The sequence below is a fragment of the Turicibacter sp. HGF1 genome (assembly GCF_000191865.1).
GTDB classification, from domain to species: domain Bacteria; phylum Bacillota_I; class Bacilli_A; order MOL361; family Turicibacteraceae; genus Turicibacter; species Turicibacter sanguinis.
The window spans coordinates 25005-51252 of sequence record NZ_AEXQ01000069.1; the positions used below are offsets into that span (position 1 = coordinate 25005).

Below are 26248 nucleotides of genomic sequence, written 5' to 3' on the forward strand. Positions count from 1 at the left end.
ATTTTTTTTACCATAAATTATGATATAATTACTTCATCCAAGAAATTGGATAGCATAACACTACCCTAATTGATACGGTTTACCCCATCATGCCGTATCAGTATATTATTCTCTTTCCATTCCAATGTTTTATAATTACCCTTTTTTTGAGGTAGAATGGACCTCAAACTTTCTTAGAAAAGAGTCTGTTTAAACTTTTTTAAAATAGACTCTTTTTTTATGTTAAAACTTCATTAAAAAAGACTATCTCACTTTAGAGATAGTCTTTTTTTTATTCAAATGTAATTTTGTTGACAGTTTCCTGATCTAAACGACGAACAACTTCTGTCATTAATTTAACTGTATTTTCATAATCATCACGATGAATCATTGAAGTATGTGAGTGAATATAACGTGATGCAATTCCAACTGACATCGCAGGGGCCCCATCATGTGCTAAATGCATTTTGGCTGCATCAGTTGCTCCTCCTGGCGTAATATCAAACTGATATGGAATATTTAATTCATCCGCTACGCTCACAACAAAATCACGTAATCCTTTATGACCAACTAATCCACCATCAATTAAAGTAATGATTGGCCCTTTCCCCATTTTTGCTTGGATTTGATTCGTAACCCCTGGCACATCTCCAGCTAGTCCTACATCTAAAGCGAAAACGATGGATGGGTTAATCATTTGGCTTGTTGTCACTGCTCCACGGCATCCAACTTCTTCTTGAACTGTTCCCACACCGTAGACGATGTTTGGATGAGATTCACCTTTTAAATTATTTAACACTTCAACAGCTACGGCACAACCGATACGATTATCCCATGCCTTAGCTAATAAGTATTTATCATTCGCCATCGTACGGAACTCAATATAAGGAGTAATCATATCACCTGGTCGAATACCAAGCTTTTCTACCTCTTCTTTACTCTCAACACCTAGGTCAATATACATTTCTTTAATATCAACCGGTTTTTGACGTGCCTCAGGTGTCAAAATATGAGGTGGTGTTGACCCAATAACCCCATGATACGTTTTCCCACTATTTGTTGTGATAGTGACTTGTTGTGCAAGCATCACTTGTCCCCACCATCCACCTAGTGTCACGAATTTAATAAATCCATTATCATCAATACGTTGAACCATAAATCCAACTTCATCCATATGACCTGCAATCAAGATTTTCGGTCCATCTTTTTCCCCTACTTTTTCAGCAATTAATGATCCGATATTATCTTGATAAATTTTATCTGCTGAGTCACCAATATATTTTTTCATCACTTCACGTGCTTGACGTTCTTGACCCGGTACAGCATTTGCATCTGTAATTTCTTTTAAGAACGTTAGAGTTTGATCTAACTTAGTCATTATGTTTCCTCCTATTATCCATAATTTTCTATAAGTAGTATCATATCATTTTATCTCATTGATGAAAATAATTTTAAAAATATTTTCTTTAAAAATATCAAAAAAACACTACCTTAAGGTAGTGTTTGAAGTTTATAAAAAATTATTTATTCATTGCAGCTTTTGCAGTTTCTGCTAAAGCTGTGAATGCAGCAGCATCAGCTACAGCTAAATCAGCTAACATTTTACGGTTAACTTCGATTCCAGCTAATTTTAATCCGTGCATTAATTTGCTGTATGATAATCCATTCATACGAGCAGCAGCGTTGATACGAGTGATCCATAATTTACGGAAATCACGTTTTTTCTGACGACGGTCACGGTATGAATATTGTAATGATTTCATTACTTGTTCATTTGCAGTTTTATATAATGTGTGTTTTGATCCAAAGTAACCTTTTGCTAATTTTAAAACGCGTTTACGACGTTTACGTGATACAACTCCACCTTTTACACGTGGCATATTGAGTTCCTCCTTTTGTAGTACAAAAAATATTTAAATGATTATAAGCTATATAACATATCTTTGATACGTTTGTAATCGCTATTTGAAACAACAGCAGCTTTAGCTAAGTGTTTCTTTTGTTTAGTTGTTTTATTGTGAGCTAAGTGGCTTGTATAAGCGTGAGAACGTTTTAATTTTCCTGATCCTGTACGTTTAAAGCGTTTAGCAGCTCCACGATGAGATTTCATTTTTGGCATGGTAGAGTTCCTCCTTTATCTTTTCTACTTTTTCTTTGGTGCTAAAACGAGAAACATTGAACGTCCGTCAAGTTTTGGATTTGATTCAAGGTCTGCGATTTCAGCACACCCTTCAGCAAAGCGAGTTAAAACATTGCGACCGAATTCTGTATGAGCAATTTCACGCCCTTTGAAACGTACGCTAACTTTAACTTTATCACCTTTACTAAGGAATTTTTGAGCATTTTTTAATTTAGTATTAAAATCATGCTGATCAATGTTAGGACTTAAACGAACTTCTTTAAGACTTACAACCACTTGGTTTTTTCTCGCTTCGCGAGCATGTCTTTGTTGTTCGTAACGGTATTTACCGTAATCCATAATACGACAAACAATCGGATTAGCTTGTGGTGCTACACATACTAAATCTAAATTTTGTTCAGAAGCAGCACGTAAAGCATCTTTGCGTTGCATTAAACCAAGTTGTTCGCGGTTAGGACCAATGACTAACATCTCCTTAGCGCGGATATCCTCGTTGACTAAGCTCTCGTTTTTTACATTCTTCTTGCTAATGATGAGCACCTCCAATTTTATAGAACATTCATGGAAAAAAAGAAAAACGTAGGCATTCAAGCGCCCACGTTTAAAATCACAGTTAAAAAAAACTATGCGACTTTTAAACCTATCGACTTAAGCCAATCAGGTGAGAAGTGGGTACTTCTTCTTTCCACATGATATTCACATTTATTAATTATAACACCTTGATTAGTATATGTCAATCAAGCGCTATATATTCTTTAATTTTTTTAAGATTCGTATCATTTAGGAATCCACTCTCAACCAATGCGGTTAAAGCATCATCATTAATGACCTCATCTTTAACTAGTCTATCATAAGTTTTGTTTTTAATCAACTCTTCATAGTAAGAATTAAAAATTTCCAGTGTTATGGTTTGATTGTTCAGATATTCCTGAGTATTTGCTAAATATTCTTTCATTTCATTAATTCCAATCTTATTATTTGAAAAATTAGCTAAATAACCAGAAGTTGTTGCAATATACGGGATTAAATATTCATAGGCATCTTGCAACGAATTTTTACGACTTGGGTCTTTTTGAATCATTTCTTCCATCACTTTAAGATTAACTGTCGTCCCATCAAAAATGAGATGTGCCTCTTCTTTGTAAGTTTGTAATACCTGAGTAAGTGTTTCATAGGGGGCATAAAACTCTTCAATATCCTTTGAAATAAAAGGAACTGTTTTTAATAAAAAAGAGGAGAATGTATGGGGGCCTACTAAATTAAACAAAGGAAATCCAACAATCATTAAAACAATGATTAAATACGTATACGTATTTAAAATGGTACACCCAGAACTTAGAATCCTTCCAAACGTTGAATTTAACTTAATTTTTCTGAATAAATACCTTTCCCATTCATAGTTTCTTCCGAATACATATAGAATGCTCTTTATAATAATAAATATAAACATATAAATAATAACAAACATAATAAGTGGAATAATCATTTCTTCGTGAGGTTGCACTAAATAAAATAACTCATCAGGAATCATTAATCCTATATTCGCATTTTCTGGAATCGTCTGAATCGCTTTATTAGTTAAAAAAATAGAAATAAAATAAGTCGCTATCATTGAAATCAGTTGCAAAATAAGTTGAAGAAAACTGAAACGAAACGTATCTTTATAACCCAGATAAGCAGCGATTAAAAAAACAAGAAGGGCTATTACATCTACACTCCACTGTCTTAACACGACCATAGTTTCAATCATTTTTATCACTCCCTACTTTACAATACCTACTTATTCTTTCCTTTTAACTGATAAAAACACAATCATCAACTAAATTCATTATTGTAATTCTCTATCATTCTATTCATAAAATTCCAAAAATCTATAAAAAAATGAGAAGCTACAAGCTTCTCATTTTGACTTATTATTCAGGTTTATAGTTTTTACGCTCTGCAATTTCTTCAACTAAGAAATGAACGAATTCTTTTAATGGTAAAGTCTGAGTTTTTTGCTCACCGAAACGGCGGAATGTGACTTCATTATTAGCAACTTCTTTATCCCCTAATACAATAGACATTGGGATTTTCTTAGTTTGTGATTCACGGATTTTATAACCCATTTTTTCTTCACGCTCATCGATTTCTAAACGAACACGGTATTTACGTAATTCTTTAGCAACTTCTTTTGCGTACTCTAAATGATATTGATTATTAACTGGAATCACTGTTACTTGTGTTGGAGCTAACCATAGTGGGAATGCTCCTTTGTAAGTTTCAATTAAATAAGCCATGAAACGCTCATATGTTCCGATTAAACCACGGTGCATAACAACTGGACGTACTTTTTCACCAGTTTCAGATACATAAGTTAAATCGAAACGTTCTGGTAATAAGAAGTCTAATTGAATAGTTGACATTGTAATATCATGTCCTAAAGCTGTTTTGATTTGGATATCTAATTTAGGACCATAGAAGGCCGCTTCTCCTTCAGCTTCAATGAATGGAATATTATTTTCGATTAATGTCTCGCGTAACATTGACTCTGCATTTTCCCACATTTGATCATCATCGAAATATTTTTCTTTGTTTTCTGGATCACGAAGCGATAAACGATAGTAGTTAATTTCAACTCCGAAGTCTTTAATCACACGGTGAATTAATTCTAAACAACGAGAGAACTCTTCTTTAATTTGATCTGGACGAACAAAAAGATGAGAATCTGTTAAAGTCATCGCACGTACACGCTCAAGACCAGTTAAAGCACCTGAGGCTTCAAAACGGTGTTGAATAACTTGCTCTGCATAACGAATTGGTAAATCACGGTATGAACGTAATTTTGTTTTATATACCATCATATGGTGAGGACAAGACATCGGACGTAATACTAATTCTTCATTATCCATTTCCATTGGAACGAACATATCTTCTTGATAATGTGCCCAGTGTCCTGAAGTACGATATAAATCAACAGATCCCATAACTGGAGTTGCTACGTGTTGGTATCCGTAATCTTCTTCTAATTCAGTAATATATCGTTCGATTTGTTGACGAACTTTCATACCATTTGGTAACCAGATTGGTAATCCTTGACCTACTAATGGACTGAATGTGAATAATTCTAATTCACGTCCTAATTTTTTATGATCACGTTCCTTACGCTCTTCTAAAATACGTAAGTGATCAGCTAAAGCATCTTTAGATAAAGCAGCTGCCCCGTAAATACGAGTTAACATTTTATTGTCGCTATCTCCTCGCCAGTAAGCTCCTGCTACACTTAATAATTTAAAGAACTTAACATCTTTTGTATTTGGAACATGTACTCCGCTACAAAGATCTGTAAAATCACCTTCTGAATAAGTTGTGATGATTTCACCTTCTTTAATCGCATCAATTAATTCTAATTTATATTCATCAGCTGCAAATAATTCTTTTGCTTCTTCACGGCTTAATTCTTGACGAATAATCGGTAAAGCTTCTGAAGAAATTTTTTGCATCATTTTTTCAATAGCTGGTAAATCAGCTTCTGAAATTTTTGATTCTGTATCAATATCATAATAGAATCCATCTTCAATCGCAGGTCCTACTCCAAATTTTGCATCTGGATAAAGACGTTTAATAGCGGCAGCCATTAAGTGAGCAGCCGAATGGTTAATAATTTCCCACGCTTCTGGACGATCATTTGTAATTAATTCAATTTTTGCATCTGCTTCAATTGGACGAGTTAAATCATATAAATGTCCGTTAATTTTAGCAGCCACACATTTTTTACGTAATCCTGGTGAAATAGAGTGCGCAATCGCATCTGCAGTAACTCCATTTTCAAATTGTTTCACATTCCCATCTGGGAAAGTAATGTTAATCATGGTATTTCCTCCTTTTATTTTTCGTTTACCTCGGAGCGAAATTTTTGAGTATAAAAAAAATCGCTCCTAAAATTTAATTAGGAACGATTATAATCGCGGTACCATCCTATTTCCAACAAAGAAAAGACTCTTCGTTAGCAACTCAATTTAACGTTAACGCAGTCAGCGGGAAACTTTTTCAAGTCCAGTTCAAAGGGAGTAATTCAAACATCGTACTTAGAAATCTTTCAGCCATGGATTCCCTCTCTAGAAAGTCGTATGAATAAATCATATCCTTATCAAAACCTTTGATATATCAGTCTACTCATTAGTATATGTATGAATCATATTATAATGTATGATTTTTTTGAAATCAAGCAAAAAGTGATAAGAATTTTAGCGATTTTGACGATAATTTGTTCCAGTAATAGCGACAGGAACACTTAAAGCTTTGATACGTTCTAAAATACGTGCCCCCTTAATTTCCTCAACTTCTCCTTTTTGAGTATAAGAATAATGATGACGTAATTGTTCATAATCCAAGTTCGAAGTGAAAAAAGTTGGAAGCCCCTGATGCATTCGATAATTTAAAATACGGCCAAGCACTTCATCCCGCATCCAGCTCGTCATCGATTCACTTCCAATATCATCTAGCATCAAGACATCGATTTGCTTTAATTGTTCAATTTTATCATATCCACTATTATTGTCACTATTAAATCCTGATTTAATTTCAGCAACCAATTCAGGAAAGTAAACTAAGCCACAAACAATTCCACGTTGAGATAAGATATTTGCAATGGCGCTTAACATATATGTTTTCCCTGTGCCAAAAGGGCCATATAAATAAAGACCGCGACCTTTTTTATTTGTCATGTATTCATTAATAAATAAAGTTGCTTTTTCATAAAACTCGACACGCTCAGGATCCATGATAAATCGTTCAAAATTCGCATTTACAATATCACCCGGCATATGAAAACTTTTAATATTCGCTAAATGTTTTTGATTTAACTCATAATGACAAGGCGTATATGCAATCTTAAGTTGCTTATACCTTGGTTCAAGTTCTGGTCGATGTCCTTTAACGGGTTGCTTACAATAATCTAATCCTAGACAACCCTCACATTTGGATTTATTTCGTGAATACTCATCTAAATCGGATATAAAGCTCGACAGACGTGACATATCCACCTCAGACTCATGACATTTTAATGCCTGTGCAATCTCTGGTTCATTTAATAACTCTTGATATGCCTGCTCAGCTCCAAACGTTTTCGGTATTAAATCACCTAATCGTTTCATCTAATTCACCCTTTCCCATTTAGAATCTGACTCTGTAATTGTTTCATGCGTTCAATCTTTTGTAAATCTTCTTCACTCAATGTTTTTTTATTCGATTCTTGCGTTTGCGGTGCTTTCAGCCAATCAGGAACTTGCTCTTGACGAACTACTCTCGCTGATTTTTGATAAGATGGTTTACTTGCTGCTGGCATCGTTTTTTCATTTTCACGTTTTTGCTTCGCTTTAAGCGTTGACTTAACTTGAGCAATTGCTTTTTCAGTATTATCAATCTCTTTACGCTGCCATTCACCCGCAATTTTTTCAACCAATTGCTTTGGCAATCGCCCATCTGAAATATTTAACACATAATCAATCAACACATTCACAACACCGGATGGCATTTGTTGATCCACCACTAACCACTCAACTAATTGACGATCGGCTGGAACAGGTTCTTTTTGATGTTGCTTAAACTTCAAGAAACTAAGTGGATGTTGTGACAGATGAATCAATAATTGTTTTTCCTTTGCACTTGCCGCATTCGCTTCACTAATCATGGTCTCTTGATTAACCTGCGAAACTTCCACCACCTCGATTGGCTTTCCTTTATTTAGAAATTGAAAATATTGTTTCGCTTGTTTTCTAAATACCTCTAAGTTGACGAAGCCATCACTATCTAAAGCATCAAAAATAAGACGAGCTAATTCACTTTCATCTAATTTATATAAAAAGGCAATCTTATTAATTTGATCGAGAAGTTTATCCGATAAAATTTGATCATCGAGTCCAAACTGCTTGAGTAAAGCAAATAGTAGCTCTTCATTAAAGGCTTTCTCTAGCTCTACTCCCTCACGCTTCATCTCACTAACCGGCAGTGGACTAGCTTGTAGGGTTTGAGAGTTACGAAGTAACACCGTCGTATCAAATACTTCATTAAATGGTTTTGAGACATTTTTTCCTTCTGCTTTAAAAGCATCTTCAATAAAAAATTGCTTTAATGCTTGATAATCTACATTCCCAACTTTTAAATTTAAAAAGACATTAATAATTCCATCGCTAAAAAAGGCACGAGCTTTCATCGGTCTTTTTAAAACATACGTTATATGATGAGATTCTTCGGTGATATACACAGAAACTAATCCAACGGCTTCTAATTTATAACGCCACTCTAAAAACTCCTCAATATTCGTATTGAGTAACTGTAATAACAAATGATGCGTTAAAGATTGTTCCTGTTTTTTTAGTGCTAACGTATTTAAAGTCGTAAATAAACTCACGGCTTGCGGACCAATAATGGGTTGATACAGCAACGTCAAAACTTGTATTTCTTCCGAAGTCATCATTTGAATGGGACTTAAGTCGAATGTTGTATTCGGTTTAAGAGATACTCCCATTATTCAAACACTCCTTCTTTTAAAATGTTAAATCCCTATTAAAAATAGGGATTAATCAATCTATTATCGGTTTAAAGCTAATCCTTTAAACATAATTTTTTTATCTAATTCTTTATAGAATTCTTGAATCAGTTTTTTACCTTTTCCAAATGTAATGAGACCAGGCGTATTAATCGTAAAATCAACCGCTGATTCAATCGGCGTAATTTTAACAATCGTCACAATCACTTCAGCATCTTTACGCTTAAGCATTAATTCTTGACGATCATCATCTTCAAATTTTACCTCAAAGTTTAATGATTTAGCAACCTCAATAATCGCTGCTTTCGTTGGTTGATACTTTGCTTTATAGTAATGAGTCATTAACGCCTCATCCGTCGTTTTTTCACCTGATTCGTAGTGTGTTTTAAATAAGTCCATAAATCCCATTTCTAGTTCCTCCCTTAATTCCTATACTTTTCCACTATATTAATTATGACTATGTTTAAGACAGCAGCATAACTGATGATACAGTGTCTCAAACTGAGTTCGTAACTCACTGACTTTACCTTCGTTAACTAAAACGAAGTTCGCAAGATCACGTTTTTTATCCAGTGACATCTGAGAATTAATCTTGGCGAGCGCATAGGCCTCCTCGATTTGGTCTCTTGCCATCAGTCGTTTAATTTGCGTTTCCTGACTGACATAAACGACAATCGTCACATCCGTCAGTGATTCAAACTCAAACTCATATAAAAGTGGCATATCGAGAACCACCATCGATTCATTAGCTTTTTTCGCGAGTTCAATCCCTTCTACTAACTTTTCACGGATTAAGGGTTTCATAATTTCATCTAATTTTGCTTTTGCAGCCTTATCTTGAAAAATTAAACGCCCTAGCCCCCCGCGGTCTAGGTTCCCATCCGCTAAAATAATATCCTGTCCAAATACATCTGCTAATCTTTTTAGAAGTACCGTATTTGGTTGTTGCATCTGTCTGACAATTAAATCAGCATCTAAAACCGTCACACCCTTGTCTAAAAACAACTGAGTGACCGTACTTTTTCCTGATGAAATTCCACCCGTTAATCCAACTACTAACATGGATACAATCCCCCTTAAGACTTAATTATTTGGCATGTTGGACAAAAGTAAGTTCCACGTCCACCAACCTTAATTTTCTCAATAGGGGTTTCACAGATTTTACACACTTCACCCAATCGTTGATGAACTAACAACTCTTCTTGAAACGTTCCTGATACACCATGTGTGGATGTAAAGGTTCGAATGGTTGTCCCACCTAATGAGATGGCTTTTGCTAACACCTCTACTGTATATTTTACCACATTTTCAATCTCGTTGTCGGATAATTCATAGCTTGGGGTTAAAGGATGAATCTTTGCCCTAAATAACACCTCATCTACATAAATATTACCCAGTCCACAAACTACACTTTGATCTAGTAATAATGACTTAATCGGTTTCTTTTTCCCTTTTATTTTTCCTTTAACATACGCTGGGGTAAACTCATCTGAAAAAGGTTCCACCCCAAGCACTTTAAAAGCAGAGGTTTCTTCTAAATCTTGACCTTTTTCATATAAATGAAACGTCCCAAATTTACGCGTATCTTGATAAAGTAACTGACGTCCATTATCGAGTTTAAAGATAGCATGAATATGCTTGTTTAATTCAAAATCATCTGCCTCATAAAAGTACTTACCTTCCATACGAAGATGCGAAAGGAGTTGATAATCTTGAAAATGAAAAACTAAATACTTTCCGCGACGACTAATCTCTTCTATCACTTGATTCGTTAGCTTTTCTTTAAAAACATCTGCACTCATATTTTTAACCATCGGTTCGTATCGTAACTCAATCTCTTTTATTCTTAAGCCTTTAATCTGGCTATTTAACACATTTTTAACTGTTTCAACTTCTGGTAATTCTGGCATAGCAATTAGTCCATCCTTTTTCATGTCATTTTCATGTTGTTTACTTCACAATGGATTGGTAAATCTCAAACATCATGATTAACAAGTCACGCTCAAGCGTTGAAATCGGTGCTTGATAATCTAAGTATTTGCCTTTAAAAACAATCTCTAAATCCGATGTCTGTAAAATCAATTGTTGCACCTGCTCGACTTCCTCTTGACTTAATTCAATCGTAATCCATTCGATAACTTCATCTTCAATCCAAACTTGACGCTTTTCAGACGGATCCATTTCAAACGAAACGATTGCCTCTCCATTTTGACGAAGCTCAATCAAATCAAAATCATTCATCGTCTGACCATAATATCCAAATACAACAGGCATCGTCGCACTTGTAATATCACTATTTGCCACGATATAAGGCATCACATTAATATTTTGTTCAACCATTGACTTATCTACACCCTCAGCCGTTCCTTTTTTTATATTTGTAAAAGCATAAGTGGCTAAGTTAACGGGATTAAAAGCGGTCGATGATTGAAGTGCCAGCTGATTATAGGTAATCACTTGCTGATTACTTTCTGTATTCACTAAGACTTGAATTTTCCCCGCATATTTACCGAGTGCCTTATCTCGTCGTTGAGCTCGCTGAAGTGTTACTTCAGATAGCTTCAAATGAAGTGTCTCTTCATAACTACTTCCTAAATACGGCTCAATCTCTTGTAAAAAGTTAATAACAAATCCCAGTTGATTATTCTCAATCAATTCCTCGATTTCCTTCATGACCTCTAAATAAAACTCCGATTGATAATACCATCTTAGCGACGTGATACCCTCGTCATTTTCATTATCAATCAAATAATTCAATCGTTTAATTGCCTCAACATAATTTTTTTGTTCATAAAATTCATTTGCTTCCGCCAAATATTGTTCTTTAATCAATTGAACACATTGCATGATTCTACCTTTAGCCAATTCATAATAAGACTGATCATTAAACATCACTTGACCATAAGCTTCAATCGCCTCTTCAATGAATCCCTGTTGTTGCAAATTCACACCTTTAATATAAGCTCTTTGTGATTGATAATACTTCGATACTTCATCAATTGTTTCAATTACTTTAGAACTCGAGAAAAATAACGGTTCAATAATTTGCTCATACTGCAAATACTCTTCGTACTCAATTTTTCGAAGCATATATAAATTCGCATAATATTGATAACGACTAATCAAAGAATCTCCTAAATCCTTTTTAATTCGTTGTCCATAGTCACTATCTAAATTAATAAATCGCTGATAAACCGAAGTCACATCATCTGGCGATACTTCATCATAAATATAATTAACTAAGATATTCAACTGTTTTTCATACAGGATAACATGTCGATTATAAATCATGGCCCCCCATATAATCAATGCTACAACCATAACAATAACAATTTTTAATGAAAAGAACCAATAATTTTTTAACTGCTTTAATCCCCCCATAACGTCCACCCCAACGAAACTTGCTTTTATTACCATTTTAACACAGAAAGCGCCTATCACCTATCATTTATTCGAATTTTTCACAAAGAAAAACGCTGACTAAAAAAAGATTTTCACAACCTCTAACGCCTAAAAGAAACTCAATTTTAAGGCGCTAAAGAAATATCTCCATCATCAACTATCACGCTTCCCTAAATGAGTAAAATAGATTAAAATAAATCTACTATCAAAAACGGGGGGATATTATGATTCGCAAGGCTTCTTTAAATGACTACAATCAAATCTCAAAACTAGTTTCAGAAGTTCATCAACTTCACGTCCTAAATCGACCAGATGTCTATTTGGATCTAAAACAACCATTTTCATACGATTCTTTTCTTCAGTTACTTGAAGAACCAACCTCAAATCTTTTCGTCATCGAAAATTCTAATCAAAACCTCATCGGATACGGTATCATCAACCTCCTTAAAACACGTTCACTCACCATCATGAAGCCATCAACAATCGCCTACATTGATGATTTTTGTATCTCATCTTCTTACCAACATCAAGGCTATGGTGCACAACTTTTTGATTACTTAAAAGAATATGCCAAAGAACAAGGTGCTACCTCTTTACAACTGACGGTTTGGGAGTTTAATGAACCAGCTATAGCTTTTTATGAAAAAATGGGCATGAGTACGAGAAACAGACGATTAGAATTGCCGTTAAAATAAGTAAAAAGGAGAACGAAAACTTCTGTTTTCATTCTCCTTTTTTTTAGATTAATTCTTCTAACATATCAAGTAATTCATTGAAGCGTTCAATCGTTGCCTCTAATGGCATTGAGGTCGTCATATCAACACCTGCATTTTTTAAGGTATCGATTGGATATAAAGAACCTCCTGCTTTTAGGAATCCTTTATATTTCTCAACGGCTGCTTCCCCGTTTTCTAAAATCGATTTAGCGAAAGCCGATGCCGCCGCGTACCCTGTGGCATATTGGTAAACATAGAAATCACTGTAGAAGTGAGGAATTCGTTCCCACTCCGACTTAATCTCTTCGTCTACAATCATCTCAGGTCCGAAATATTTTTTATTTAAATCATACCAGATGTTATCGAAGTCGTCTGACGTTAACGCACCACCATTTTCTAACGTTTCATGCGTGATTAACTCAAACTCTGCAAACATTAATTGGCGATACACCGTTGCTCTAATTTGTTCAAGCTCCTGATTAATCAGATACAATTTTTTATTTTTGTCCTGTTCTTTATTAATGAGGTCATTGATTAGAAGAATCTCATTCGTGGTAGATGCCACTTCCGCACAGAACAGGGTGTAGTTTCCGTAAACGTATGGTTGTTCTTTTCTTGTATAGTAAGAATGAATCGAATGTCCCATTTCATGAGCCAGTGTTGAAACATCATTTAACTCATAGTTATAATTTAATAACACATAAGGCATCGTGTCATAGCTTCCCCATGAGTAAGCCCCACTTTTTTTACCTTTATTTTCGTAAACGTCAACCCATCCGTCTTTGATTCCTTCATCAAAGATGTCTAAATATTCTTGACCCAGTGGTTTTAATCCTTCTTTCACCATTTCAATAGCATCGCTATACTCGATATGTTGTTTTGGGATATCGATGACAGACACATATAAATCGTACATATGAATTTCATCTAATCCTAATAACTTTTTCTTTAAACCAACATAGCGGTGAAGAGATTTTAAGTTGTTATTGATGGTTTGAATCGCATTTTTATAAACTTCAACTGGAATATCATTTGGTTTTAATGAAGCTTCTAATGAAGACGCATATTTTCTTGTTTTCGCATAGAAAATAAATGTTTTTAATGAGCTTGTTAAGCTTGTTGCAATGGTATTTTCATATTTTTTATACGTGTTAAATAATAATTTGAACGCATCTTCTCTGACACGACGATCTTTACTTTTGATTAACGAACTGTAGTTTCCTTCTGTTAATTCAATGTCCTGACCCTTTTCACCTTTAATCGTTCCAAACGTCATATCCGCATTCGTTAGCATCGTATAAATACTTTCAGAAGCCCCTAAACAATCAGATGCTGATGCTAATAATTCTTCCATTTCTTTAGATAGAATATGTGGTTTTTCTTTTAATAACACTTTGAAGAACGTGTCATACACTTTTAATTCGTCATCGCTTTCTAACATCTTTTCAATTGTTCCATCTTCAAGCGATAAAATCTCCGGCGTAAAGAACGCATTGTAACTTGAAAACTGTGCCATAAACGGATCGATTTTATTCACTAATGTTTGAAACTCTGAGTTTGAGGTATCTTCATGACTCTTCATATGCGCGAACACATATAACTTTTCTAATACACGTGATAACTCTTCTTCTACCTTTAAGTATTCCTTTAAATCAGTGATATTTCCAAGACGTCCTTGGAATTCTTTTAATTTCGGCGCTTTTTCTTTTACTGCTTGAAAATCTTTTTCCCAAGCCTCTGTACTTGCATAAACTTTGTCAATTTTCCACTTCGATTCTTCTTCAATTTCATTTCGTGATTTTAAACCCATTGTCTGACTCATAAATGTCTCCTTTTTATCAATATCAATTCATCATACTTTCATTTTACTACATTTAACCACTGATAATTCATCATCCGGTTATTTTTTTATGCGGTGACTGTCTCAGGGAATCGAAGCAAGTATCCATTTTACTAAGAGGGGATAACCCTCTAAATTCTTAAATATCATGCTTCTCTAAACGTGAAATTAATTCCTCGTCCGTAACCTAATTTAAATCACTACACATCCAAAGAAAAAGTTTAGATTGTTGAATATTTGAGATAGATTGTTCAGGGACTAAAAACTTCATTCTATAACCTACCTAAACAATCATAGGTTAACTTTTTTAATAATCCCTCCTTTGATAATCCCGCTTCTGTCATCGCATGGATATCATAGATTTTAAAATTTGATAGCATTGATGACCAATGCTTTACCTCGTATGAGCCCCTTTTTTATCTCTCATAAAAAATAGTAAGTCAATTAACGATGGCTGATACGGAATAAAAATTTCTTCCTGAATCATCTTTAAGATTTCATCCCTTGACGCCCATTTAACGCTCTGAACTTCCTCGTATTGCAGTTTTAGTGCATCAATTTCTAAATCTTGTTGAATCAAATAAAAATCATCAAATCCATCATCAAAATTAATCGTTAGAGCAGGTCTAATCCCATCAAGTGATAACCGATATCCAATCTCTTCATAAACTTCACGTTCTGCTGCTGATTGACTCGTATCACCAGAAATAGCACTGCCCCCAACTGTCACATCCCACCTATTTGACCAACCACTTTTAAAAGGCTGTCTTTGTTGAATCAACATTTCACCTTGAGAATTAAAAATACAGACATGGACGACTAATCGATAAAGTCCTGGAATGATTTTTTCACCTCTGATCATCGTTTTATCCGTTTTAATTCTATCTTGCGTATATAAATCCCAAATCTCTATAATCACCATCTCCTTTTAAGAACCAATGTCTCTTGACCCTCTACTGTATAATAAATCTTCGATAGATATGCTCATCATAATATAGATTGGGATTTTATTCCATTAAAAAATAACCTTCGCTGCTCACAATCTTATCTCATCTCTCTCAATACAACGATATCGTTTTAGATAAAATATAACCCCTATCCTTTATTCCTTAGATATTAATTTACTATGAACGATTGTACGAGCATTTTCAAACTCATAACTACAAGTATACAGCGTCATAATCTGATCATTCGCGTTTAATTCAATCTGTTTTTGATATAACGATCGATCTTTTATATAGTTTAGATACGCTTGTTTATCTTTTTCATCTTCAAAATGAATTTTCAGATAATCCCCATGATAAAAATCTGCTACATAGGCCGAAAAAACTTCATAAATATAGGTCATCCCTTTATATTCAACTCTAATCAGGTTATTTTCATTAAAAAAATCTTCCTTTTTAAAATTAGCGACTTCTCCAAACATTGATTTATTTTTCATATCATGACCATATAGAATAATACTGTGATCTTCTTCAAATTTATTTCGATAATCCATAAATATACTACCGGAAGCTAGATAATTTTTATTAAAATCATGTTTTAGATAATATTGATTATCTTGACTCTGAACCACCGGGTAATCAATATTAGTGTTGTCGACGTGTAACCAAAATCTATAGTCCGAATTGATAGAAGAAAGTTTATCATATTTATCATCTACAATCGACTGATCTACTTCTTTATTCTCTTCATTAGCTTCAGTCTCTTCAATAGGGGGCGTATCTGTCGTCGCTTTAGTCATTTCTCTAATATTTTCATATACATTATCTGCTTTTTTGTACGCCGTTAATTTAATTAAAATAGCAGAAGAAGAGAAGCATAACATCCAAATCAGAATTAACTTAACAACTACCCTTATATTTTTTTTCAAAACAATCCCCCCCTCCTTTTACATTTACTATAAATAATAGACATTTTATGAATTCTATATATTAAATTATCAATGAATGATGACTACATTATGCATTTTATAACAGGATTGTTAAGGAAGTTATTTATGAACAATGTTAAAAATTATCGAAAAAAAGTAATAACTTTTAGTATGTAGGTAAATATAGTTGAGTAAATAAGATTTATTTAAAACACAATAAAATCACAACTATTAGAGAAGGAGAAACGTAAAAAAATGAAAAAACACTTATTAACAAATTTTCTAACTATCTTGACAGTGTTCATGATATCGACCATGATAGTATTTGCAAATGGATCGGTAGAGGGAAATATGACAAGCTCAGAATTTTTAGCTAAAAGTAATTCCCAAGGGGACATTACTTTAAGTGATAATGTGGCACTTTCTGATGCATTAAAAATAAATGGAACTAATTATACGATTAATTTAAATGGCCATACTTTAACTCTCACAAAAGATTCAAATTATTTGACTAATGGCGCAAATGTAACCTTTAAAAATGGAACAATGATTCTAGATAAAATCAAAGGTCATGCAGATTGTATCTTAGGAGTAGGTGATTATGGAAGCAGTGCTAACTTAACACTCAATCAAGTAACGCTACAGGCAAGTAACTATACTTCACCCTATGCTTTAATTTATGTCTACAATGACAGTACCTTAAATATCGAAAACAATTCTGTTTTAAATGCCAAAAATGAAAAAAGTTTATCAGGAGGAGTGATAAAAACGAATGCCGGAAAAAATGGAAAAATTAACATCACTGACTCTACTTTAAACTTTCAAAATACTGCACGTGGATTTTTAGATGGAACAATCAATATAAAAGATTCTACTGTCAACATGAAGGGGTTAAGCAATGGGATCAATACAACGGCTGAAGGGCTAGATTTAACCATCGACCATTCCAAACTTACAATTACCGAAAGCCTAGGACGTGCTTTAACAGTTGATGGAACAAACATAAATATTAAGAATAATTCTGTCGTTGATTTGAGCCATTCCGTTGAAGGCGACATCAGATTTAAAAATTCAGGAAAAATTCAAGTCGATCAGTCTTCTGAATTAAACTTTAAAACCGTTAAACTTGATGATCGAGGGATGGATTTAGGAAACTTAATCGCATCAGAAAAATATGACTATCAATTAGATGATCAAGGAAATGTGATCAAAATAGAAAAACCAATCACTCCAGAAACAGATATGCCTGATACAGGAGATGAGACTAATCTATCTCTTATGATTGGAATGGCCCTCATCTCTACTATCGGTCTATTATATTTCAAAAAAACGACACCTAAAAAAACAGTAGCTAAATAATAATATTCATCAAAAAAGGCGAGAAAAGATTTCATCTTCTCGCCTTTTTATTGATCCTACTTTATATTACTTTTATCTTCAATAGATGATTTCCTTTCACATCTATAAAAAACCTCTCTAAATAATTGAACCTCATGCTTCATTATATATTCCAGATTCCCATTATAGATCCCCCCTAGAAATACGTATTAATCTTGATATATAAACACCTAACCCTTCTTTAAATAAGAGTATTATCCTAACATTTATTGAAATATTTTCACATCATTAATTTCCGTTGAATCTAATCCTGAAAATTTCTCTAACGTCAGCATCACTTATAAATATCCTTTTTCTTTTAATAACATAAAAGTGTTGCGGTAAATATAGTCACTATATATATCTTCTTCGCAGCTTCCTTCCTAATTTTCTAATATTTTATTCTGTTCTTAAAGCAGTTACTGGATCTTTCCTTGCTGCTTTTTTGGCAGGGATGACCCCCCCCATTAAAGTTAGTATGATACTTAAAGCAATAAGAAGAAGTGCACTACTAAAAGGTAATGAGGCATTAACAGTATCTGTACCCGTTAAAGTGTGAATGATAGAATTTGCTGGTATTAGAAGTAACAGCGTAATTCCAATTCCAATTGTTCCTGAACATATACCGATTATAAATGTTTCTGCATTAAACACTTGAGAAATATTATGTTTTGAGGCCCCAATTGCACGAAGTATTCCGATTTCTTTAGTACGTTCCATAACTGAAATATAAGTGATAATTCCAATCATTATTGAAGATACTATTAAGGAAACTGCAACGAAAGCAATTAATACATATGAAATTACATTTATAATTGTTGTTACAGAAGACATTAAAAGTCCTACATAATCTGTATAAGTAATTTGAGTTTCCTCATCAACCAATTCGTTGTATTTCCCAATATAATCAGCTATAACATCTTTGTCCTCAAAACTATCACAATATATGTTGATACTAGATGGTGCATCTAAACTTACAACACCAAAAGTTTTCATATTATCATCATAAGTTCCAGTAGATATATAATGATCATAAATCGAAAGAAGTGCCTCATCATCTAAATTTTCATCTAGTGCCGCTGCAAGTTGTGTTTCATTCATTGACATCATTTGAGATGTTGCAGTTGGATTATCTGAATAAGTGTATTGTAAAATCTGTTTAGCAAGATTAGCTTTTTCACTAACTCCTAAATGATCGATATAAGTTTTTGCATCTTTGACTTTATCTACATCATCACTAGGCGAAAATTCCATACCATTTAATACATTTAGATTCTTACTAGCTTCCTGTCCTTTTACAACCTCACTGTTATTTGTATAATCAATGATATAATCTGTTAATGCTTTTGTATAACCTACAGTATTGCTAATTAAAACAGTTTCTGTATCTTCTTTAGGACGAATAATACCTACCACTTTTAACTCAACTGCATCTTCAAGTAGATTTTTTATCTCTGAGTTATCGTCTCCAATATAATCGAAAGTACCATTATCATTTTCTACATATAAATCACAACTAGGGATCATATAAAATGTTTGAGCTATAATATCTTCATAACTTAGTTTTTGTGTATCTAAAGTAACTGTTTCTCCGTCTTCTATCTTCGATATTAATTCATTATATTCAGAAGAAGGAAGAAGTCCAAGTTTATAAAGAGTTGTGGCAGAAATCTCATTATTATGGTTAAGCACTATAACAAGCTCATTGTATTTGCTCGGCCATGAACCATATAAAACATCATAGCTATCTGTAATAGTTGAACTGATTAACTCATCTTCAGTACCTGGTAATAACTCTTCAAAATGATTAGAACTACTTGAACTCATAGCTGCCATCATTGGAGAGCTGACTGAAGCAGAAGATTGACTCCCCTCTAATGTACTACCATCTGTATTTACAAGAGTATCCTCTGAGTCATAAGTATATACATCGAATTTTGTATCGTAAGAATACACAATTCCGTTTTCACCAATATACTGGTGAATTTCATTTTCTGTATCATCTAAGTACTTTTTAAATTCTGTTAGATTATTTTCGGTAATACTTGTCGTCATCTTAGATGCCATTTCAAGTTCTGTACCATTTGAATAAACTGCATCTAAATCATGGTCAACCTCACCGCTTTTCAGTTTCTTCATATTCTCTTGTCCTGATGACATAATGCTACTTAAATCTATAGACTGAGATTGAATGGATATAGGATAAGAAGACATTGTACTTTTTTGAATATCAGAAATATAAGTATTAACTCCATTAGAAATCGATAGAATTAATGCAATCCCTATAATTCCAATAGAGCCCGCAAAAGCTGTTAATAATGTTCTTCCTTTTTTACTTTTTAAATTATTGAAAGACAATAAAAGCGATGTCGAAAATGACATTGAAGATTTACCCATATTTTCATGTCTTGCTTGCCCAAGTTGTGAAGCATCTACCTGATATGGATTAGAGTCATCTATAATTTTTCCATCACGCACTTTTACGATACGAGTAGCATACTCTTCTGCAAGCTCAGGATTATGTGTAACCATAACAACCAGTCTATCTTTTGCTACTTCTTTTAGAAGTTCCATCACTTGAACACTAGTTTCAGAATCAAGTGCACCCGTAGGTTCATCAGCAAGTAAAATATCTGGGTCATTAATTAATGCACGAGCTATAGCCACACGCTGCATTTGTCCACCAGACATTTGATTAGGTTTTTTATGAAGTTGATTACCTAATCCAACTTTTTCTAAAGCTTCTATTGCACGTTTTTTACGTTCTGACTTTGAAACCCCAGAAATAGTAAGTGCAAGTTCAACATTTGAAAGTACCGTCTGATGAGGTATTAAGTTATAGCTTTGAAACACAAAGCCGATTGTATGGTTTCTATAAGAATCCCAATCTCTATCTGTATATCTTTTAGTCGAAATTCCATTAATAATTAGGTCACCGCTATCATAATGATCTAGACCACCAATGATATTAAGTAAGGTAGTTTTCCCCGAACCACTAGGTCCAAGAATAGCAACAAGCTCATTGTCACGAAGATTTAAACTTACGTCATTAAGAGCTGTTTGCACTAAATCTCCAGTTATGTACTTTTTATGGATTTTTTCAATTTGAAGCATCTTTATTCTCCCCCTTTGTTTCCTTGTCATCATATTTTACAATGCTTTTATAAACTGAATGTTAATTTTAGGAATTTATTTATGCTTTTTTTCTAATACATTTAAATTTTCACTTAATCTTTTGAAATATAATAATTTGGATATAGATAAACAACACATTGCTTTAATTATATTAGATGTGATGATGCCTAAAATGGATGGCTATGAATTTACAGAGTATCTACGTAACTGTCAGAATAATATAGTGATTCTAATATTTACAGCTAAACAATTACTCGAAGAAACATGTAAAGGATTCCTAGTAGATACCTATGATTATATGGTGAAATCTGTTAACAAAGAGGAGATACTTCTTCGTATGAGGGCACTTTTGTGTCATTCTCAGATTATCAATAAACACAAGTTACATATTGGAAAATCACTTTAGATTAGAATGCGTTAACTATTTCACGATAAGGAATTAGTTATAAAGTAGTATTAAAATATGAATAAAGTAAAAAAAGTATTAAAAGATATGCGACTTTCTTTGATGTTTTCAGTTATTTAGAGATAATAGGTATTTCGAATTTCTTTCGGACGTGGATACTAACCGCTCCCTCCATCTCCACCCTAACTTATAAAAAAACTTCTCTACACCAGAAATCAATTCTGAAATTAAAGAAGTTTTTTTATTTTATATCATAAACCAATGTCTAACACTTAGTAACACAGATTTAACTATTATTCATCTTTTTATAGGAAACGAATTACAAATCTTATAAATGATTCATAACTAAAAGTCTAAGTCATAGTACTTTGTGATTTAAACACGTGAACCTCACACCCCACAGACTCAGTAACTGGACCTCAGTTGAGTTTCGAAGACCAAATGCTCGCCCTACTAGCGATAGAAAACCACGAGTTACGCTACGTGGTGTAGGGAAACCATAAAGTTTCGTCTACACTACTCCTAAAAAGCAGAGGAGTGAGGTAGACGTCAACTCACTATACTTCATACCCTACAGTCACAGTAACTGGAATACAATCTATCTTCGATAACCTGACTCTTGAGAGCAAATACATAAGATTCTCTAGATTTCTTTTAGAAATCAGTTCATCTAAAAAATCGGGAGCATCCCATGTTTCAAAAAAAGAAACACAGGCTACTCCCTTGCATTTTAGAATATCTAGTTGAACTTCTAGTGAAACTTTAGATATTCTTATCCCTTTAGGGGTTTTCAAGAGTCAAAGCGGTTATCTCAGCCTTTTAGATATTCTCGCTGAAGTATGAAGCGTTAGACTATCTTATCCTGGGTATTTAATCTTTCTAATCTCGAAAATTCGAGATTTAGAAAGATTTTACTCAGGGTTACTTCGCGTCGTACCATGTTGGTCCGTATGAGTAGTCTGCTTTTAATGGCACCTGAAGCTTTACAACGTCTTCCATTGTTTTGGTTACAAGTTCGATCATTAAATCTAACTCTTCTTGTGGAACTTCGAAGATTAATTCATCGTGCACTTGAAGTAATAAACGAGATTTAACTTGTTTTTCTTTCATGGCATTTGCGACGTCAATCATGGCTTTTTTGATAATATCGGCTGCTGTTCCCTGGATTGGTGCATTCATTGCAGTACGTTCTCCAAACTGACGAAGTGCATAATTTTTCTGACTTAATTCAGGGATATAACGACGACGATTAAATAAAGTCGTTGCATAACCATGGAATTTTGCATCTTTCACGGTATCTTCCATATACTGATTGATTCCTGAATAAGTCTTTAAGTAATGATCAATATATTTTTTCGCTTCTTTTTGCGTAATATTTAAATTTTCAGATAATCCGAAGGCACTCATTCCATAAATAATTCCGAAATTAATTGCCTTAGCTGAACGTCGTAAGTCTGATGTCATTTCTTCCTCAGATACTTTGAACACATCCATTGCTGTTTTTTTATGAATATCTTCACCTTCTTTAAAGGCTTCGATTAATGACTCCGTATTTGAAATATGAGCTAAAATACGAAGTTCGATTTGTGAGTAGTCCGCTCCTAAAATAACCCAACCTTCTTCACTTGGGACAAAGGCCTTACGAATTAAACGCCCTTCTTCTAAGCGAATCGGAATATTTTGTAGGTTGGGTTCAATCGATGATAAACGTCCTGTTTGAGTTAAAGCTTGATTAAAAATCGTATGAACTTTTCCATCACTGTAGCATGCTTTCTTTAAACCCTCGATGTAAGTTGAATAAAGTTTGGTTAACGTACGGTACTCCATAATCGATTTAATGATTGGATGGGCATCACTTAATTTCTCTAATACATCGGCATTTGTTGAATATCCTGTTTTCGTTTTCTTAATAACTGGTAAGGATAATTTATCAAATAAAACCTCTCCTAATTGCTTAGGTGAGTTAATGTTAAATGACATTCCAGCATGTTCATAAATCTCATTTTCAAGCGCCGTGATGCGTCCTTTTAAATCTTGCCCCATCTCATCAAGTGTCTTTAAATCCAGAGCCATTCCGTTAAATTCCATCTCAGCCAACACATCTGCCAGTGGCATTTCCATCTCTTCATATAACGTTAACTGATCTTGTTCTTTCAACTGTTCAAGCGCCGTCTCCTTTAACTTCAAAACGGCAGTCGCAATATCAATCGAGTGACGGGCAATTTGACTCTCTTCTGCAATAGCACGCTTAGCCCCTTTACCATAAACCTCTTCATCGTACAACACATCATCGTAGTCATAACTCATCGCCACTTTTTTAAACTCATTGCTGACATTCGTCGGATTAATAATATACGTTGCGAGTAATAAATCAAATGCCACCCCACGTAAATCAAATCCTTGCCACATCAGGGCAACTCGTGAACGTTTTAAATCAAAGATATCTTTTGCAATCTTTTCATCTGCTAAGAATGTCATAAAGGCCTCAGACTGCTTCGCTAATTCAAATGGGACATAATAAGACTCTTCATCATTTACAACCGCAATCCCTAAAATATTAGCATGATGATAGTTCTCTTCAAAAATCTCAACATGAATCGCACTATGCTTAAAGATTTTAGTGTTTAATTCTTCTAAACTTCCGATGATTGCAACAGGAGCTTTAGGTGTTTCATCCTTCACCTCTTGCAGTTTCATTTTTTTTAGGAAAGCATTAAACTCCATTTCTTTAAACAATTCAATTAAACCCGCTACGTCAGGTCCTTGATATAATAAATCATCAAAAGTCACAGAAAGCGGCACATCCGTATGAATGGTCGCCATTCGTTTGCAAAGCAAAGCTTGCTCAACATTCGCCTCTACTTTCTCTTTCATCTTCCCTTTTAAAGAAGCCGTATTAGCAACTAAATTTTCAACTGTTTGATACTCTTTTAATAATTTAATTGCTGTCTTTTCCCCAACACCTGGGATTCCTGGTAAATTATCTGATGGATCGCCCATTAAACCTTTTAAGTCAACAATTTGGCTTGGTGATAATTCATATTTTTCAAACACCGCTTCTGGTGTAAACGACTCAATATCGGTTACCCCTTTTCTTGTAATATGAACCGTCGTTTTCTCATCCGCCATTTGAAGTAAATCTTTATCTCCTGTGATAATATGAATTTTTTCAAAATCGGCTTTCTCTCCAAGACGAGCCAATGTTCCAATAATATCATCTGCTTCATAAGTTGGTAGCTCTAATCGCTTGACACCTAGTAAATCAAGATACTTCTTAATTAAATTAATTTGAGAACGCATCTCATCTGGCATCGGCTTACGACCATCTTTATACGTTTCTAAAAATTCATGACGAAATGTCGTTTTACCTGCATCAAACGCCACTAGCATATGCGTATGATGATAATCATCCATCACTTTATTCATCATATTAACGAATCCATAAAGAGCATTCGTAAAAATCCCCTGACTCGTCTTCATTAAATTCCCGCTATATGCCGTTGCATAATATGCGCGATACATTAAACTATTTCCATCAATTAAAACTAATGTGTTCATGCTAATCAACCCTTATCTTTGGCATATTTGAACGCCTAATTAACTATACTTTAATATTATTTTAACACAATTTATAAACTGATACATATTTAAAACATACTTTTAAAAGGATGGTGCTAAAAATGGTCGAAAAAACAACAAAAAACTCACAAAGTCTGTTCCTCTTATTCAATATCACCTTATTATTGACCTTCCCCTTCAAACCTAATCAACCCCTCATCTCGCAACTTATCCAGACGTCTAAATTTATGCTCGATTGGATTCCAATTTTAGGATACCTTAGCTTAATTACCTTCACCTTTATCAAAAAGGACAGTGAATTTTCTGCTACTATTCGAATCCTTTCCTTACTGTTTGCTTTTTACCACCTTATCCACTTACTCTTTTACGTTTAATGCATTTTCCCAAACCGAATTAATCTGTGATATAATAAAATATATTTAGATTTTTTGGTAAAGGATGAGTAAAACGTGAAAAAATTTCCTATCTATGTTTTAACGGTCGCAGGTCTTATCATACTCTTTTTCTTCTACTCGCTTTGTATCTTAAAATTTTCGATCAAAGTGGATGAAACGATTATAAAAAACCCGAATATTCCAACTACCTTTGATGGAATCCGCCTCATTCAATTTGGAGATACACTACTTGAGAATGAAGAAGATTTATCCGTATTTGAAAAAGCAGTGAATGAAATCAACCGTTTAAATCCAGATATCGTGATTTTCACAGGAGGACTGTTTCAAAAGGGAACTATCTCATCAGCTCTAAGTAATGAAGCTTCAAAGTTACTTTCAAACATCCAGAGCCCTTTAGCAAAAGTAGCAGTTCTTGGAGACGATGATTTAGAAAATGAACAGGCCATAACCGACCTTCTAACGAATGCCGGCTTTAGAGTTCTAAAAAACGAATCCTTACCTTTATACAATGGTTCAAGCGAATCTATCACGTTAATCGGTGTTAATTCATTAACCACAACGCCTCCACTTCAAACCCTTCTAGCACAGAACAGCGATGCTAATACCTTTAACATTTTATTACTTCATGAACCGACTCTTGCATCAGTTGTTACCGATTATCCGGTTGAATTACAACTATCTGGCCACTGCCGAGGCATTACGTCAAATGATAAGACTCAACCCAACTATTGTAGTCAATTCTATAACGGCACTTACCGTTTTGCCGATCGTCTAACTTTACATGTTAACCAAGGACTTAACCGCTCTAATGAGGTGGCAGCCCTTTTAAGAAGACCCACCCTTCAATCATTTTTACTCATAAAAGAGCAATAAAAAA

At 33.9% G+C, this 26248-nt stretch carries 21 protein-coding genes and 2 other annotated features; of the genes, 4 read left to right on the forward strand and 17 right to left on the reverse strand.

The genetic code is table 11. The annotated features are described in order from the left end of the window. Window positions 1-271: 271 nt before the first annotated feature. The 12 genes from HMPREF9402_RS06725 to HMPREF9402_RS06780 form a co-directional block, all read right to left on the reverse strand. Window positions 272-1357: a M42 family metallopeptidase gene (locus HMPREF9402_RS06725; RefSeq protein WP_006785464.1), complete on the reverse strand. Its 1086-nt coding sequence runs from the start codon at window positions 1355-1357 to the stop codon at window positions 272-274. A gap of 142 nt (window positions 1358-1499) precedes the next feature. Continuing rightward, window positions 1500-1859 carry a 50S ribosomal protein L20 gene (rplT, locus tag HMPREF9402_RS06730; RefSeq protein ID WP_006785463.1) on the reverse strand — a complete coding sequence of 120 codons (360 nt, stop codon included), beginning with the start codon at window positions 1857-1859 and terminating at the stop codon, window positions 1500-1502. Window positions 1860-1900: 41 nt separating this feature from the next. Then, window positions 1901-2098, reverse strand: a complete 198-nt coding sequence (gene rpmI / locus HMPREF9402_RS06735) for a 50S ribosomal protein L35 (protein ID WP_006785462.1) — start codon at window positions 2096-2098, stop codon at window positions 1901-1903. A gap of 24 nt (window positions 2099-2122) precedes the next feature. After that, the gene (gene infC, locus HMPREF9402_RS06740; protein WP_170837685.1) at window positions 2123-2659 is read right to left on the reverse strand and encodes a translation initiation factor IF-3; all 537 of its coding nucleotides are present in this window, start codon (window positions 2657-2659) and stop codon (window positions 2123-2125) included. 25 nt (window positions 2660-2684) lie between these two features. Continuing rightward, window positions 2685-2809 (reverse strand) — a sequence feature (ribosomal protein L20 leader region). Window positions 2810-2852: 43 nt separating this feature from the next. Next, on the reverse strand, window positions 2853-3869 hold the full coding sequence (locus tag HMPREF9402_RS06745) for a hypothetical protein (RefSeq protein ID WP_006785460.1): 1017 nt from the start codon (window positions 3867-3869) through the stop codon (window positions 2853-2855). 163 nt (window positions 3870-4032) lie between these two features. Continuing rightward, on the reverse strand, window positions 4033-5970 hold the full coding sequence (gene thrS, locus HMPREF9402_RS06750) for a threonine--tRNA ligase (RefSeq protein WP_006785459.1): 1938 nt from the start codon (window positions 5968-5970) through the stop codon (window positions 4033-4035). 76 nt (window positions 5971-6046) lie between these two features. After that, window positions 6047-6261 (reverse strand) — a binding site (T-box leader). An 84-nt stretch (window positions 6262-6345) separates the two neighbouring features. After that, on the reverse strand, window positions 6346-7254 hold the full coding sequence (dnaI, locus tag HMPREF9402_RS06755) for a primosomal protein DnaI (RefSeq protein ID WP_006785458.1): 909 nt from the start codon (window positions 7252-7254) through the stop codon (window positions 6346-6348). 5 nt (window positions 7255-7259) lie between these two features. After that, window positions 7260-8627 carry a replication initiation and membrane attachment family protein gene (locus tag HMPREF9402_RS06760; RefSeq protein WP_006785457.1) on the reverse strand — a complete coding sequence of 456 codons (1368 nt, stop codon included), beginning with the start codon at window positions 8625-8627 and terminating at the stop codon, window positions 7260-7262. A 63-nt stretch (window positions 8628-8690) separates the two neighbouring features. Continuing rightward, the gene (locus tag HMPREF9402_RS06765; protein ID WP_006785456.1) at window positions 8691-9056 is read right to left on the reverse strand and encodes a hypothetical protein; all 366 of its coding nucleotides are present in this window, start codon (window positions 9054-9056) and stop codon (window positions 8691-8693) included. 39 nt (window positions 9057-9095) lie between these two features. Further along, a complete protein-coding gene (coaE, locus tag HMPREF9402_RS06770; protein WP_006785455.1) occupies window positions 9096-9710 on the reverse strand; it encodes a dephospho-CoA kinase in 615 nt (204 codons plus the stop codon). A 14-nt stretch (window positions 9711-9724) separates the two neighbouring features. Further along, window positions 9725-10558, reverse strand: a complete 834-nt coding sequence (mutM, locus tag HMPREF9402_RS06775) for a DNA-formamidopyrimidine glycosylase (protein WP_006785454.1) — start codon at window positions 10556-10558, stop codon at window positions 9725-9727. A 40-nt stretch (window positions 10559-10598) separates the two neighbouring features. Continuing rightward, window positions 10599-12029 carry a hypothetical protein gene (locus tag HMPREF9402_RS06780; protein WP_009606915.1) on the reverse strand — a complete coding sequence of 477 codons (1431 nt, stop codon included), beginning with the start codon at window positions 12027-12029 and terminating at the stop codon, window positions 10599-10601. A gap of 245 nt (window positions 12030-12274) precedes the next feature. On the opposite strand from HMPREF9402_RS06780, the gene HMPREF9402_RS06785 reads away from it, so the two are divergent. Then, a complete protein-coding gene (locus HMPREF9402_RS06785) occupies window positions 12275-12745 on the forward strand; it encodes a GNAT family N-acetyltransferase (RefSeq protein WP_009606908.1) in 471 nt (156 codons plus the stop codon). A 43-nt stretch (window positions 12746-12788) separates the two neighbouring features. On the opposite strand, the gene pepF is transcribed toward HMPREF9402_RS06785, so the two are convergent. From pepF to srtB, 3 genes are all read right to left on the reverse strand, one after another. Beyond that, window positions 12789-14588, reverse strand: coding sequence for an oligoendopeptidase F (gene pepF / locus HMPREF9402_RS06790; protein ID WP_009606909.1), 1800 nt, complete (start codon window positions 14586-14588; stop codon window positions 12789-12791). A 412-nt stretch (window positions 14589-15000) separates the two neighbouring features. Next, entirely contained in the window at window positions 15001-15525 is a 525-nt protein-coding gene (locus HMPREF9402_RS06795) for an NUDIX hydrolase (protein ID WP_009606905.1), read from the reverse strand. A 183-nt stretch (window positions 15526-15708) separates the two neighbouring features. Continuing rightward, entirely contained in the window at window positions 15709-16479 is a 771-nt protein-coding gene (srtB, locus tag HMPREF9402_RS06800) for a class B sortase (protein ID WP_009606913.1), read from the reverse strand. A gap of 255 nt (window positions 16480-16734) precedes the next feature. Here srtB and HMPREF9402_RS06805 point away from each other — a divergent pair, with 255 nt between their 5' ends. Further along, on the forward strand, window positions 16735-17838 hold the full coding sequence (locus tag HMPREF9402_RS06805) for an LPXTG cell wall anchor domain-containing protein (RefSeq protein ID WP_039930885.1): 1104 nt from the start codon (window positions 16735-16737) through the stop codon (window positions 17836-17838). 417 nt (window positions 17839-18255) lie between these two features. Here HMPREF9402_RS06805 and HMPREF9402_RS06810 read toward each other — a convergent pair whose 3' ends face one another. After that, window positions 18256-20970 carry an ABC transporter ATP-binding protein/permease gene (locus tag HMPREF9402_RS06810; protein ID WP_009606903.1) on the reverse strand — a complete coding sequence of 905 codons (2715 nt, stop codon included), beginning with the start codon at window positions 20968-20970 and terminating at the stop codon, window positions 18256-18258. 58 nt (window positions 20971-21028) lie between these two features. On the opposite strand from HMPREF9402_RS06810, the gene HMPREF9402_RS15025 reads away from it, so the two are divergent. After that, complete coding sequence (locus HMPREF9402_RS15025; RefSeq protein WP_009606917.1) at window positions 21029-21397, forward strand: response regulator; 369 nt, start codon at window positions 21029-21031, stop codon at window positions 21395-21397. 921 nt (window positions 21398-22318) lie between these two features. Here HMPREF9402_RS15025 and polA read toward each other — a convergent pair. After that, entirely contained in the window at window positions 22319-24955 is a 2637-nt protein-coding gene (polA, locus tag HMPREF9402_RS06820; protein ID WP_009606914.1) for a DNA polymerase I, read from the reverse strand. A 470-nt stretch (window positions 24956-25425) separates the two neighbouring features. On the opposite strand from polA, the gene HMPREF9402_RS06825 reads away from it, so the two are divergent. After that, on the forward strand, window positions 25426-26244 hold the full coding sequence (locus HMPREF9402_RS06825; protein WP_009606906.1) for a metallophosphoesterase: 819 nt from the start codon (window positions 25426-25428) through the stop codon (window positions 26242-26244). Window positions 26245-26248 lie beyond the last annotated feature (4 nt).